Origin of the sequence: Nostoc sp. JL33 (genome assembly GCF_017114985.1) — a bacterium.
GTDB lineage: Bacteria > Cyanobacteriota > Cyanobacteriia > Cyanobacteriales > Nostocaceae > Nostoc.
This window is the reverse complement of record NZ_JABXKP010000039.1, coordinates 22,820-37,367: the sequence shown is the minus strand read 5'-3', so window position 1 is coordinate 37,367 and position 14,548 is coordinate 22,820. Positions and strand designations below refer to the sequence as shown.

The window sequence follows — 14,548 nt, the reverse complement described above, 5'->3', positions numbered from 1 at the left end:
CAACTACAAACTGATTATTCCCCAGCGAAAACAGGGAAAGATAAATCAGCAATCAACATTCTGAAAGTTTTTTGAGGTTATTTATATGAAGCGTGTTTCTTTTGCAGGTTTAGGAGCGATCGCACTCATTGCTACAGCTCCATTTGTCGGTCAAATTCCGGGAATCGCAAATGTATGGCATTCAGGAAGTGCCGTTGCCCAAAATGTCAAAACTCAACCGCAAATACAATTGCGCTTAGAGGCTGAAAAGCGAGTGGTGGCACAGGATCAACAAGGTAAGCAAAGCCAGAAATGGCAACCTTTGAAAGGTCAAGTTGCGGTGCGACCAGGTGATGTGTTGCGATATACCTTGATTGGCGAAAATAAGAGCGATCGCCCAGTGAAGAATTTGACTCTTAATCAACCTATTCCCAAAGGAATGGTCTACGTACTTAAATCTGTCAAGGTTGCAAACAATGCCAAAGTTACTTATAGCATTGATGGCGGACGCACCTATGTCGAAAATCCCACTGTTAAAGTTACTCTCCCTGACGGCAAAGTGGAAACCAAACCAGCACCAGCCATTGCTTACACCAATATCCGTTTGCAGATTCCGTCACTTGCAGCTAAGACAACAGTCAAGGCGACTTATCAAACCCAAGTGCGCTGATTGAAGAGGGCACGGGGATTTCTCAAGGGCAGGTTTATACCGCGGCCTCTTTTAGAGAAGAGGCTGCCCACCGAGTTACAGACGCTCGTTCCGACACTCGATTACTCGCTAACGCTTCTCTACCAGACGCGCTCGTAACGCTCGATAGCGTTACGGGCGTAATTATCAATTACGAATTATTTTAAAAATTCTGGATTTCCACAAATAAATAAGTGTTTTTATTAACAACAAGCTTGACATTCCAGAGGAAATGTGATAGATGATCTGTCCTCAAAACCAAAAGCAAATTACTTCTAGCAGTAGCTGGTGGCGACGGTTAACAGCGACTGTTCTCCTGGCAAGTGTTTTGCATACTACTATACCTATACCAGCGATCGCCCAACAGACTAACAATCTGGCTGCGTCTTTGCCATTAATAAATCAAGCTACTTATACTTATACAGATTCTACTAGTAATTATGAATATCAAGGAAGTTCTAGTCCGATCAATGTTAGTCCTATTAGTCCTAACCCATTAGTTGACCCATTAGGGCGGATCTTAGGTTGCGCTGGCACAATTTTACCTGACTATACAGGTTTTTCTGTTGGCGTATACGAACCTAACCCTAGCGACTCAACGGGGACAGAATTGGGCAGCTTGGTTTCTCTGACTCGAACAGAGTTACCCGATATTCCTAATAACAAGGTTCCTGGCGGTAAATCGCCAAATACTGAGAATAGTAATCCCTACTTCGTTACGAATAACCCTGCGGGTATCTACAATTTCCTACTCGATCCGAATAAGGGTCAAACTGATCCAGGTAGAACCTACATTTTTGTAGTCAATCCACCACCAAATTCTATCTACAAACAACGACGTATCAAAATTGAAATCCTTGCTAGCACTGGCACCCAAGGTAATCGTGTGGTGCAATATGTCGCTACTTCTTTGGATGGTCAACCAATTAGTCTCACAGGCGAAACCAGGCTAGAGCAAACAGTTGTCTTAGTTCCCAACTCAGAAGTTGTGGGACTGGATTTATTAGCCTTTGAATTCACCACAAATTTGTGTCAACCCAATCAGTTGCAGATTATCAAAACAGGCGATCGCGCTACTGCTGAACCTGGAGATACGGTAATCTACCGCCTCTCGATCAAAAATCTCGCTGATGCTGGTTTGAATAATATATTTGTCACCGACAACCTACCATCAGGATTCAACTTCTTGCCGAAATCTGGGCGGGCAGAGGTGGATGGTAAAGCAGTTACTCTCACCTCAGAACGCAATGGTAACACGCTGATATTCCGCACAGACGTAACACTTCCTACTGATAAAGTTCTAAATATTGCCTACGCTGCTCAATTAACAGCCGATGCGCTGCGGGGAACAGGTCGTAACAGTGCGATCGTTAATGCTCAACGAGTTGATAACCGTTTTAGCACTAAGGATGGCCCGGCAACGCACCAATTGAAAATTCGTGCAGGAATCGTTTCTGACTGTGGCACGATTATCGGTCGGGTGTTTGTTGATAAAAACTTTGATGGTGAACAACAGTCTGGTGAGCCTGGGGTATCAAATGCGGTGATTTTTCTGGAGGACGGAAACCGCATCACTACAGATCCTAATGGTTTGTTCTCTTTAGCTAATGTCTTACCTGGATACCACACAGGTGTACTAGACCTCAGCAGTTTACCCGGTTACACCTTAGCTCCTAACGAAAAATTCAAGGAACGCAATAGCCAATCTCGCTTGGTGCATTTAGAGCCAGGTGGATTGGTACGCATGAACTTCGCTGTCACCCCCACATTCCAGGAGCCAGTGAAGAAATGAAACCCAGACTGCACTGTGCAACGACATTTTACCTGAGATTGATGGGGACTATGCCAGTAGCTCTCACCTTTGTTTTGTATCCTGCAATAGTCAAAGCAGAAATCACAAGTCAAAACCTCCTCTTCCCTGATTCCCCTTCGCAAGCAGATAAGGGTGAAAACCTCTCTCCTAAAAAAGGAGAGGCTTTGAATTCTTCCCCTTCCCTACAAGGGAAACAGGGTGGCTTCGCTTTGGTTTTTCCAGATGAGGTGAAAAGTCAGGTTGAAGAGCAAACCGATCAGAATAAAGTTGCTCAAAAAAGTATAGATTCAAATTCTCCCCATCTCTTGAGAAGTTCCGAGCAGCAGTTTTCACCTCTGGAATTTACCTCCACTTCTTCAACAGCAACTACTGATACTTCAATTCCAGATGTCCAGCCAAGTAAAACGGAAATACAAGCATTTCAACCAGCAACTTCTATTGATTTACCCAGAGGCTTAGGCAAAATAGCCGGAATCGAGGCCAAGAACGACGCACCCAAAAACACCGAGACACAGTTTCAAGCTTCTTCAAGGGAAATACAACCATTTCAACCAGCAACTTCTGTAGGTTTACCCAGAGGCTTAGGCAAAATAGCCGGAATCGAGGACAAGAACGACGCACGCAAAGACACCGAGACACAGTTTCAAGCTTCTTCAAGGGAAATACAACCATTTCAGCCAGTAACTTCTGTAGGTTTACCTAGAGGCTTACGCAAAATAGCAGGAGTAGAGGACAAGGGGACAAAGGGACAAGGGGTGAATGAAAATCTTCCCGTGTCTCCCACTCCCGCCATTCCTACAGCAATTAAAATCCTGGCTCCTACGCCTGACAGCGTTGTGGATGTCCCAGCTACCACGGTGATTGTGCAATTTCCTGTTGGTAGTCAGGCACAATTGCGGGTGAATGGCACGTTGGTAGACTCTTCCTTAGTGGGACGAACGGAAAGTGATTCCGCCACCAACCTCGTAACGCAGACATGGTATGGTGTCTCGTTAAAAGAAGGGAATAACGCCATCTCTGCACAAGTTGTCGGTGGGACAGAACCCCTTGTAACGGTGCAAGTTGCAGTCCGGGGAGCGCCGCAGAAATTAACTTTAGAAACAGTTGAGTCCCGTATTCCGGCAGATGGACGTTCCACGGCGACAATCCGGGGTCAACTGATCGATGCAAGTGGTAATCGCTCTAACCGTGATGCCGTTATCACTCTTATACCTACGGCTGGCGAGTTTGTTGGGAAAGACTTCAAACCCGATCAACCGGGATTTCAAGTGGAGGCGAAAGCGGGGCAATTTACAGCGATTTTGCGATCGCAACTCAAAGCCCAAACTGTGCGAATTCGGGCGATCGCTAATGATTTAGAAGCCTTTACCGAACTGCAATTTGAAACAGCACTGCGTCCGAGTTTGGTAACAGGAGTAATAGATTTACGTTTGGGCGCTAGAGGTACAAATTATTACGGGAGTTTCCGTGATTTCCTCCCTCCTGACAAAGACAACGGAACGCAATTAGATTTCCATTCCGCGATATTTGCCACTGGTGCGATCGGGGATTGGTTGTTTACAGGCGCATACAACAGTTCTCGTAACCTCAATGAAGATTGCAACTGCGATAATCGTCTGTTTAAAACTTACCAATCCAGCGAGCAAAACTATCCTGTCTATGGGGATAGCTCGAAAGTTGATGCCGTCGCTCCTTCGATTGACAGCGTATATCTGCGTTTTGAGCGATCGGCTCGTATCCCCGGCTCCGATCCTGATTATGCCATGTGGGGTGACTATAACACAGAAGAATTTGCTCGGCGATCGCAGCAATTTACTTCTATCACCCGTCAACTCCACGGTTTTAAAGCTAACTACAATTTAGGAAACTTACAAATTACAGGTTTCTATGGCAACCACTTAGAAGGGTTTCAACGGGATACCATTGCTCCCGATGGTACTAGTGGTTATTACTTCCTCTCTCGCAGGCTACTACAAGCAGGTAGCGAAAATATCTTTATTGAGTTAGAAGAACTTAATCGTCCTGGGACTGTACTAGAACGCAAACAGTTAAACCGAGGCCCAGACTACGAAATCGACTACGATCGCGGTACTTTATTATTCCGCGAACCGATTCTTCGCACCGATATTGATCAAACTGGACAAGTGTTGGTACGCCGGATTGTTGTTACTTACCAATATGACAGCCAAGACTCTGACGGCAGTATCTATGCTGGTCGTTTACAATATAACCTTTCCCGCAAACTCAACCAAGAAAGTTGGGTAGGAGCAACTTACGTTCAAGAAAATCACGGGGTGCGTGACTTTCAACTCTACGGCGCAGATGCCCTGATTGCTTTGGGTGAAAAGGGAAAGTTAATCGCAGAATATGCCCATTCCACTAATGATTCTGATGTTGTGGGAAAGGTCAGTGGTGATGCGTATCGGTTAGAAGCTGAGGGAGAAATTGCGAATGGGATTCAAGGTCGTGCCTATTATCGCTTTGCTGATACGGGTTTTGCCAATAATGCCACCATCAGCTTTGTCCCAGGACAGACCCGTTATGGAGCGCAGGTTACAGCGAAACTCACCTCAACTACCAATGTTAGAGCACAATATGACCACGAAGACAATTTTGGGATTGCTCCTCAACCACTAGATACTTTTGAAGAACTGTTTGCACCGCGTTCTCAGGCCATACCTGGGAGCGGAGTTAATAATTCGCTGACGACGATTTCCGCCGGGATTCAACAACGCTTGGGTAGCGCTACCTTTGATGTGGATTGGATTCATCGCCATCGGGAAGACCGCATCCCCGACAGCGCCTTGAGTAGTACTTCTGATCAACTGCGATCACGTTTTTCAGTTCCGATTGCGAAGAACCTGACTTTTCAGGCGCAAAATGAACTAAGTCTATCTTCCCAAAAAGATACAGTTTACCCAGACCGTACCATTTTAGGGTTGAATTGGGCAGTAATTCCTGGTGTCAGCGTCAGTCTCGCCCAACAGTTTTACACTAGCGGTCAATATTCGGGTAATTCGATCACCAGCTTGAGTGTCAATGGTGAACACAAACTCGGATCAGATACCACCTTGACCGGTCGTTACTCAATTTTGGGTGGTGCTAACGAAATGACTACCCAAGGAGCGATCGGTCTGAATAATCGCTGGACTATTGCTCATGGATTGCGGCTGAACCTCGCTTACGAACACGTATTTGGCAACTTCTTCGGACGCACTGGAACAGGCCAACAATATGCCCAACCCTTCGCTTTTGGTCAATCAGCATCTGCGATCGGCTTTGATGGTGGCGATAGCTACAGCGTTGGGCTGGAATACTCTGATAATCCACAGTTTCAAGCCAGCGCCCGTTATGAACATCGTTCCTCTTCTGGTGGTGGTAATACAGTAATTACCGCAGGTGCTGCGGGTAAAATTTCCCCGGCTCTCACAGCTTTGGTACGTTATCAACAAGGTGGTTCTTCCAATCAAAAGCTTTCAGGATTGGGAGATACTGCTAACCTCAAGCTGGGTTTAGCCTACCGCGATCCCAATAACGATAAATTTAATGCTTTGTTGCGTTATGAATATCGCCAAAATCCGGCAACTATTCCTGACACCATCCTCTTAGGGAGTGGTACGGGTTCCCAAGACCATACCTTTGCTTTAGAAGCTATTTACGCTCCTAACTGGCAATGGGAATTTTACGGGAAATATGCTTTGCGTAACAGTACTTCTTACATAGCTAATGATTTAGCTGGTACTAGCACAGTAAATCTGGCCCAATTACGCGCTACCTATCGTTTGGGATATAGCTGGGATTTAGTTGGTGAAGCTCGTGTAATTAGTCAGTCTAGCTACAGCGAAACAGGGTTTGTTGTAGAAACAGGCTACTACCTCACGCCTAACCTGCGCCTTTCTGCTGGATATGTCTTTGGTAAAGTTGATGACCGAGATTTTTCTGGCACACGTTCTGCGGGAGGCGCGTATTTGGGCTTTACGGTTAAGCTCAACGAATTGTTTGAAGGCTTTGGACAGCAAAAAATTGCTCCACGCCAACAACAGGAATCTGCAATGAAAACTTTGGTGAATAAACTCAAGGCGGCAACAACGGCGATGCAAAAGCATGAAATATAAAACTGTTATTTGTAGAGACGTAGCACTGCTACGTCTCTACATTGAGGTTGTAAATAACGGATAGGGAATTGTCACCATGATTAAACCGAAATTTCAGGGTAAATACCGCGTAGAGTCCACCCGTTTACCAAATCGAAATTATGCTGCTAATGGTTGGTATTTCATCACCATTTGTACTAAAGATTGCTTTGATTATTTTGGTCTGGTCGTGTCAGGTCAGGTAAAACTTTCGGAAATAGGAGAAATTGCTCAAAAATATTGGGTAGAAATTCCCAACCATTTTGAACATATCCAAATTGATACATACGTAATTATGTCCAATCATGTCCACGGAATTGTGGTTATTGATAAACCCCTATCCCAAAATGTAGAGACGTTGCAGTATGTAGAGACGTTGCAGTGCAACGTCTCTACACAACGCGACAGAATTCAACAGGAAACCTTATGTGACATTACCCAGCGTCAATTCATGTCTGAAATATCCCCAAAACCAGGTTCATTAGGGGCGATCGCAGGATCATACAAATCTGCCGTTACCCGTTGGTGTCGGGAAAATGGTTATGAAAATTTTGCTTGGCAGCCTCGATTTTATGACCAGATCATTCGCGCCGATGGTTCTTTAGACCGAATTCGAGAATACATCATTAATAATCCGATCAAATGGGACAAAGACAAAAATAACCCTACAAATTTATGGATGTGATGTTTATACCCACAATGTAGAGACGTTGCATTGCAACGTCTCTACAAATCGTCAATTTATAGCCAGGATTAATTAAATTTCAAATGAAATATTTCTTTAACTTTTAAAAGCGATCACGGCACTAAATGTAAATGCAACTGTTAGATTTTGCCAGCCTTTGGGCAAGCTAAAGACTGGAGAGTTTTTTGAGGTTAATCAGCCCTCATTGATGATTAGGGTTAAGGTGATCAGCGTTTTGTAAAGGTTATTTTATGGTAATTTACTAATGAAGAATTTATGGCAAAATTTTAATGCTTTCGGCTGGGGACTAATCGGTGCGACATTAGTACTTCAACCTACAGTAGCGCAGGCTCAATATATCCAGCGATCGTTCCTGAATCCCGGCTTTGAGTCACCTGTTTTTGGTTCTGCTGGTCAACAATGTTACGTTCAAGTCGATCAAAGCCTTATCCCTGGTTGGAGTACAACTCATGGCTCAGTAAAAGCAGGAACAGGTAGCTGTACTGGTTATACATCTCCAGGATCAGTACCGCTGATTGAGATTTGGACTTCAGGATTTATTGGTGCTAGTACAGCAACCAATGCAGGGAATCAATTTGCTGAGTTAAATGCAGAACAAGCTTCTGAGTTGTATCAAAATTTGTGCCTTATTAAAGATGAGACGATTACGTTCTCTTTTCTACATCGTGGGCGTTCAAGTGCAACTAATCCTGATGTGGCGAATTTTCTAATTGGACTAAATACTATTTTTGGCAGGTTCTCAACAACTAGCGATGGAACAGTCACGGCACAACCAGTAGCACAGAATGGTGCAACTATTCCTAATGTCAGTAACAATAACGCCGGAAATGGCTGGGTGCGATACACTGGCACAGTGCCTTACACTGCTGCTTCTGCTAATCAACCTGTAGGATTTGCGGCCGTTTCCACGGCGGGTGGGGACAATACTGTAGGTAACTTCCTTGATGAAGTTCAATTTGCTGGTTTACCTGTGCTCGAGTTTACAGCAAGTTCAGGTGGTGCAGCAGAATCGGAAACTACCCCTACAACTAACCCCCCCAAACTCAGAATCGTTGGTTTAGTACCAACTGGCGGAATCTCCGTTCCTATTTCGGTGAGTGGTACAGCGACTTTGGGTACAGACTACAAGACAACATCCGGCACATCCACTTTTAATATCTTTATCCCTTCGGGTAACTACGACGGGAGTGATGCCACTAGTGTCTTTACCATTCCCTTTACTGTTATTAATAACAATATTCCTCAAGGTATGAGGACAATCGTATTCACTCTCCAACCTTCATCTAGTTTTTTCGCCAGTTCAACAACAACTTGTGGTGGTTCCCCAACGATCGCTTCCAGCTATACCATATATGATGATGATTTCCTCAGTGGCAAGGTTTGGGATGATGCCGACAATAGCGCTAACAATACTTTTACTAATATCAATACTGGTTCGGAAACCGGCACTAATGCAGGTGGGTTGTTAAATGCCATTCTGGTAGATTCAACTAATAAAGTGTTGGTGACAACATCTGTCGCGGCAGATGGCACTTACACCTTTATCAATGTTCCCTTTAATCAAAACGATGTCAAAATTATTTTAAGTACGACTGCTGGCACAGTTGGTAATACTGCCCCTGCGCCATCTCTGCCCTCTAACTGGGTCAATACTAGCCCACTAACAACAGCTGCTTTTAATACTGGTACAAACATCTCTAGTAAGGACTTTGGAATTGAGCAGTTGCCCGACACTAATAATGTCATCGGCTCTACAAAAAAAAATCCAGGGGGAACCAATACTGTACAAGTGCCAACACTATCAGGCACTGACCCGGAAGATGGGAACTTTGGTTCTGGCAACAGTTTCAAGATTGTTAGTCTACCAAATAATGGGACACTGTATTACAACGGTGTAGCTGTGACAGCCAACCAAGTTATTACTAATTATGATCCGACCAAACTAACAGTAGATCCGAATATAGATGGCACTACAACGATCGCTTTTAGTATAGCCGCAGTAGACAAAGCAGGGAAGGAAGATCCTACACCTGCTACGGTAACTATGCCATTCACTGGCAAACCTCAGTTAATTTTAGTGAAGCGCATCACCCGGATTAACAGCCAGAACTTAACCGACATTGTAGATGGTCGCAGCGACGTTTCTTCTAATGCTGCTAACTACGTAGCATCTCCTCGTGATATTGATGATGACAGCAGTAACCCATGGCCTAGCGGTTACTTACGCGGAATGATCAACGCTGGGATAGTTAAGCCAGGAGATGATTTAGAATACACGATATACTTCCTCTCGAATGGTCAGGGTGATGTAACTAGGGTGCAAATCTGTGACTTAGTACCTACCAATACTACTTTTCTTTCTACTGCTTTTAATGGTATGACTCCTAGTGATGGCGGCTTACCAGGAGCAGATAAAGGTATTGCCCTTGGACTTGGTTCTAGCACTCCTACGGCTTATCTTACCAATGCACAGGATGGCGATCGCGGACATTTTTATACAGCTAACGAATCAGGTATACCATCATCCTGTGGTATTAATATCAATGGAGCTGTGGTGGTGAATATCACCCGGAGTTCCGATTTACCCAATCTACCCGCATCAACTGGAACTGGCACACCAGCTAATTCTTATGGCTTTGTTCGCTTCCGTGTCAAGGTGAAATAGGGGAAGGGCTTAATTAATTTGTAATGACGTTAGTGAGTCTGCGTACTCCTGCCCAGAAGCAAGCTACGCGCAGCGTCTGGTAGAGCGTCATTATCAATTACGAATTATTTTAAAACATTACACCTCTTGCAAAAGTCCCCTAACACCCCACCCCCAGCCCCTAAGAGCCTGCTCTTAGGGGAGACTTTGACGTAAGTCAAAGGCGGGGTGGGGTTCTTTTTTTGATTTATGCAAGAAGTCTATTTTCTCAGACAGACAAGGCTTGTTTGATTTCAACTGGTTCACCTGTCAAGCTAAAAGGGCGAACTTCGGTAATTTTTACCTTCACTAACTGCCCTTTCAATTCTTTGATGTCGCCACTGAAGAATGTCAGACGATTACCGCCAGTGCGTCCCATCACCTGGGTTTGATCTTTTGGATTTTGGTCTTCTACTAAAACCGATTCAATGCGTCCAAAGTAACGTTGCGATCGCTCGGCGACTTTCAAGTTTCCTAAATGATTCAGGCGTTGGAGGCGATCGCTTTTAACTTCTTCACTCAGTTGATTATCCCACAACGCGGCTGGTGTCCCTGGACGCGGCGAATATGTTGCTGTATTCAACATATCAAAGCCAATATCTTCCACCAGTTTCAGGGTATTTTCAAACTGTGCTTCTGTCTCCCCAGGAAAACCGACAATCGCATCAGCACTAATTGAAGCATCTGGCATATACCGCCGAATGGTATCAATAATCCGGCGATATTTCTCATGGGTATAACCCCGCGACATCGCCTTTAAAAGTTCATTATCCCCAGATTGAAAGGGAATGTGGAAGTGTTCGCAGACTTTGGGTAACTCAGCACAAGCCTTAATTAATCTCTCTGTAAAATAACGAGGATGACTAGTAGCAAATCTTAATCTTTCAATCCCCGGCAGATCATGCACATAATAAAGTAAATCTGTGAAGTTGTACAGATGCCGACCTTCTGGCGTTGTTCCTGGCAAATCTCTGCCGTAAGCGTCAATATTTTGACCGAGTAGAGTAACTTCTTTGTAACCTTGGCGTCCTAATTCTTCTATTTCAGCCCGGATAGCTGACGGTGTGCGAGATTGTTCGACACCTCGGACGTTGGGAACCACACAATAGGTGCAGCGTTCGTTACAGCCGTAAATTACATTTACCCAAGCTGTGACTTTACTATCACGTCGCGGCTGGGTGATATCTTCAATAATATGAACTGACTCGGTTGCGACAACTTGGTTGCCAGCAAACACCGACTCTAGCAAATCTTTCAGACGGTTGGCGTGTTGTGGCCCCATTACCAAGTCTAATTCTGGGACTCGCCGCAATAGCGCTTCCCCTTCCTGCTGGGCAACACAACCAGCTACGATCAGGGTTAAATTAGGCTGCTCATGTTTACGCTTCGCCTGTCTGCCAAGGTAGGAATATACCTTTTGCTCGGCATTATCCCGAATTGTGCAGGTATTGTAGAGAATCACATCTGCATTATTCGGGTCTTCTGACCACTCAAAGCCCATGTCTTCCAAAACACCAGCCATGCGCTCTGAGTCAGCTTTATTCATCTGACAACCGAAAGTAGTGATGTGATAGTGGCGTTTAGAAGTGGTCATGGGCAATTATACTTAATTAGCGTTTGTATATAAGGTTTATTTCTATTCTATAACGATTTATCTGGTTATTATTTAGCCTCAAAGTCAACTTTATCATAAATATCTGATTGTGAGATTTGAAATTGAATAGACGATAGTATTAGAATACTATTCTCTTCTTCATACTCTGAGAAAATCCATTTTTTGTCGTCAGTTTTAGAATATTGTTCTACATGATTTTTGTACTGATCAATCAGAACATATTCCTGAAAACTGGGTATGGTGCGATAAGCCGCAAATTTATCATCTATATCATAGCTTCTGGTAGATTTGGATAGCACCTCACAAATCACTAAGGGATTAGTAATTGTATCTGTACGTCCCTCAGAAAATTCTAATGAACCTGCAACAACCATTACATCAGGATATGTATGAATTCGCTTTTTAGGAATCCATAGACGTTGATCAGCTATGAATACTCGATAAGGTTGTCGCTTCAAAGCAAAATTCAGGGCTGCACAAAAATTACCAGCTATTTGGTTGTGATTTGGTGTTCCACCTGTGATGGGTATAATTTCACCGTCTATATATTCATGACGATATTCGGAAATGACTTCTAGTTCTAGGTATTCTGTGGGAGAATAATCGCGTTTTTCTTGCAATTGCATAGGGCAAGGCTTTTTGGGATTTTTGATTTTGCATTGACCAGATGCGATTAATTACGTCTGGTCAATAGGATTGTTTTTTAAACGCTCCAGGTAGCTAAGGGAAACGCAGAGGGTTTGTTAGGCTGGGTTCCAAGTGCCGTGGAAGCTGTGGGGGATGACGCTGGGTAATCCTAGTTTGCAAACGGGTTCGGCATCGAGGCGATCGCTATCAAATACCCAAACTTCGCTACTATGAGAATTACCATCGTAGACAACGGTTAGCACCCAACCTTGTGAAGGGTTTTGGCTATCTTGGGCGTGGATGGGTTCTGAAGGATAACGGTTTTCTCCTAAGTCTGCTTCGGTGAGGGTTTCGGTTTTGTAGTCGAAGCGAGCGATCGCACCAAACAATTCTTCACCTGTATCTGTTTCTTGGGGCATTAATGATACATAAGTATAGCGCCAAGGTTGCCCAACTTGCGATCGCTGCACTACGGGAAACTCACACCTGCGCTTGATAACTTCTTGCGTTGCTGTCACTTTAGCTGTTTGAGGATTGAGATGCACTTGCCATAATCTTCCTCTTGGAACTGTGTGTGTCTCACCAGTTGCGATTTCTCTGAGATATTCATTAGTTTGTTGAAAATCTGAATATCGCACCACGTCTAGAATCACAGAACCGTCTTCATCTTCATAGCCATTGCCAAAATGCCAATTAAACCAGGGATCGGTTTCGCCACGACTAACTAAGGATAAGTTTTCGCGATCAAAGATTAACACTTGGGTTCCTAACTGAGGTTCCCACAACAAAGATTCACTAAAGGTAGTCATGCCTAGCATAAGTGACAGCATTTTCAACCGCATCGGTGGCATGAAAAATACCAGATACCTTTGAGTTAAAACAAAATCATGCATTATTGAGTAGCGATCTAGCTTAAAAGCAGCTTTTTGGATAATTTTGCCAGTCGGATCGCTTTTGTAGAGATTCAGTTGTACAGAACTTCCTATACTAATTCCAAAGTTAAAAATCTCTCCTGTGTCTGGATCGCGCTTGTAATGAGCAGAATAAGGTAATCCATTGTCCAAAGCACCTAAATCATCTAATCCCTTCGTTTCTAAAGTTTCCAAGTCAAGGGCATAGGGATTTGTTGCTTCCCATAAAGCCAACAGTTTATCAGGTAAAGCCAACACTGAGGTATTCGCTGCATTTTTCATTTGTTGTCCCCAGCGCTTCCAGATCGGCCCTGGGGTGTGCATACCATAAACACCATAGAGGAACCTATCTGCTTTAGTTTCAGCTTGGTATTCTGCTGTTTGCACATAGCGATAAACTCCAGTAACTCCTGCATCAGTGAAATGGACGCCGAGAATTGCCCCATCTCCATCAAACCAGTGTCCCACGCAATCGCCACCGCGTTCTAGCTGTGCCGGGCCATTGCGGTAAAGTGTGCCACGCAAGCCATCTGGGATTTTGCCAGAGATAATTGGCAGTTGCGTAGGGGGAAATTCTTTTGCCGGTTCTGCGATCGCACCTGCCCAAGCTTTTGTTATTGACTTTTTATCAATAGTATGCATATGAATTTTTCGCTTGATAAATTATCGATGTACCTACTTTCATTCTGACATTTTTATCAATGCCTCTAGCTGGAGATGTATAGAGGCTTTGACATGATATTACTCGTTAACTGAGCTAGCTCATAGTCATCAATAAAAATAACCACTAGAGTGGAATCAATCAACATTCCAAGTCGTTCAAAAAACTATGATTAGCCAACAAACAATAGATATCGTCAAATCTACAGCACCTGTCTTGAAAAAGAACGGTCAACAAATCACAATTCGGATGTATGAAATTATGTTTCACAATCATCCAGAAATGAAAGAACAATTTAATATGTCTGCTCAAGCAAATGGTTCTCAGCCTGCAAGATTGGCTACAGCAGTTTATAATTATGCTGCCCAAATTGATAATCTACCTGCTTTAAAGTCGATGGTTGAAAAGATTGCCCATCGCCATGTGCAGACCCATGTTACACCAGAACAGTATCCTATTGTCGGAGAAAGTTTACTGCAAGCGATGAAAGATATTTTAGGGGAAGCAGCTACAGAAGAAGTGATGACAGCTTGGACTGAAGCTTATCTGGTTTTGTCTGAGGTTTTCATTCATCGAGAACATGACATATATGATGAAGAGGGAAAACAACTTATGCATTCCTAACGAGAGAACTTGGTGTGGTGGCGACTCGTTAGTTGATATACGCAAACCTAATAGACATAGGCGTGAAAAAGAATTGTTTTGACGTAGCAGTGCTACGTTAAGGTAAGA

9 protein-coding genes are annotated in these 14,548 nt (G+C 43.9%); 6 read left to right on the top strand and 3 right to left on the bottom strand.

From position 1 onward, the window contains the following. The first annotated feature begins 85 nt into the window (after positions 1-85). The 5 genes from HWQ23_RS10110 to HWQ23_RS10090 all read left to right on the top strand — a co-directional run bounded on the left by HWQ23_RS10110 (position 86) and on the right by HWQ23_RS10090 (position 9,984). Positions 86-649 carry a hypothetical protein gene (locus tag HWQ23_RS10110; RefSeq protein WP_292827227.1) on the top strand — a complete coding sequence of 188 codons (564 nt, stop codon included), beginning with the start codon at positions 86-88 and terminating at the stop codon, positions 647-649. Positions 650-908: 259 nt separating this feature from the next. Further along, a complete protein-coding gene (locus tag HWQ23_RS10105) occupies positions 909-2,459 on the top strand; it encodes a hypothetical protein (protein ID WP_292827224.1) in 1,551 nt (516 codons plus the stop codon). Beyond that, on the top strand, positions 2,456-6,595 hold the full coding sequence (locus HWQ23_RS10100) for a TonB-dependent receptor (protein ID WP_292827221.1): 4,140 nt from the start codon (positions 2,456-2,458) through the stop codon (positions 6,593-6,595). The genes HWQ23_RS10105 and HWQ23_RS10100 overlap by 4 nt, the downstream gene beginning before the upstream one ends. Positions 6,596-6,671: 76 nt before the next feature. Next, positions 6,672-7,298, top strand: a complete 627-nt coding sequence (locus HWQ23_RS10095) for a transposase (RefSeq protein ID WP_292827218.1) — start codon at positions 6,672-6,674, stop codon at positions 7,296-7,298. A gap of 265 nt (positions 7,299-7,563) precedes the next feature. Next, positions 7,564-9,984, top strand: coding sequence for a hypothetical protein (locus HWQ23_RS10090; protein ID WP_292827216.1), 2,421 nt, complete (start codon positions 7,564-7,566; stop codon positions 9,982-9,984). Between the two features lie 247 nt (positions 9,985-10,231). Here the strand turns inward: HWQ23_RS10090 and miaB are convergent, their stop codons facing one another. From miaB to HWQ23_RS10075, 3 genes are all read right to left on the bottom strand, one after another. Next, a complete protein-coding gene (gene miaB / locus HWQ23_RS10085; RefSeq protein WP_292827213.1) occupies positions 10,232-11,596 on the bottom strand; it encodes a tRNA (N6-isopentenyl adenosine(37)-C2)-methylthiotransferase MiaB in 1,365 nt (454 codons plus the stop codon). A gap of 68 nt (positions 11,597-11,664) precedes the next feature. Beyond that, positions 11,665-12,243 (bottom strand): Uma2 family endonuclease, encoded by a 579-nt coding sequence (locus HWQ23_RS10080; RefSeq protein ID WP_292827210.1) that lies wholly within the window; start codon positions 12,241-12,243, stop codon positions 11,665-11,667. 117 nt (positions 12,244-12,360) lie between these two features. After that, positions 12,361-13,797, bottom strand: coding sequence for a carotenoid oxygenase family protein (locus HWQ23_RS10075; protein WP_292827207.1), 1,437 nt, complete (start codon positions 13,795-13,797; stop codon positions 12,361-12,363). 187 nt (positions 13,798-13,984) lie between these two features. On the opposite strand from HWQ23_RS10075, the gene HWQ23_RS10070 reads away from it, so the two are divergent. Then, the gene (locus HWQ23_RS10070; RefSeq protein WP_292827204.1) at positions 13,985-14,440 is read left to right on the top strand and encodes a globin domain-containing protein; all 456 of its coding nucleotides are present in this window, start codon (positions 13,985-13,987) and stop codon (positions 14,438-14,440) included. Positions 14,441-14,548: the final 108 nt, after the last annotated feature.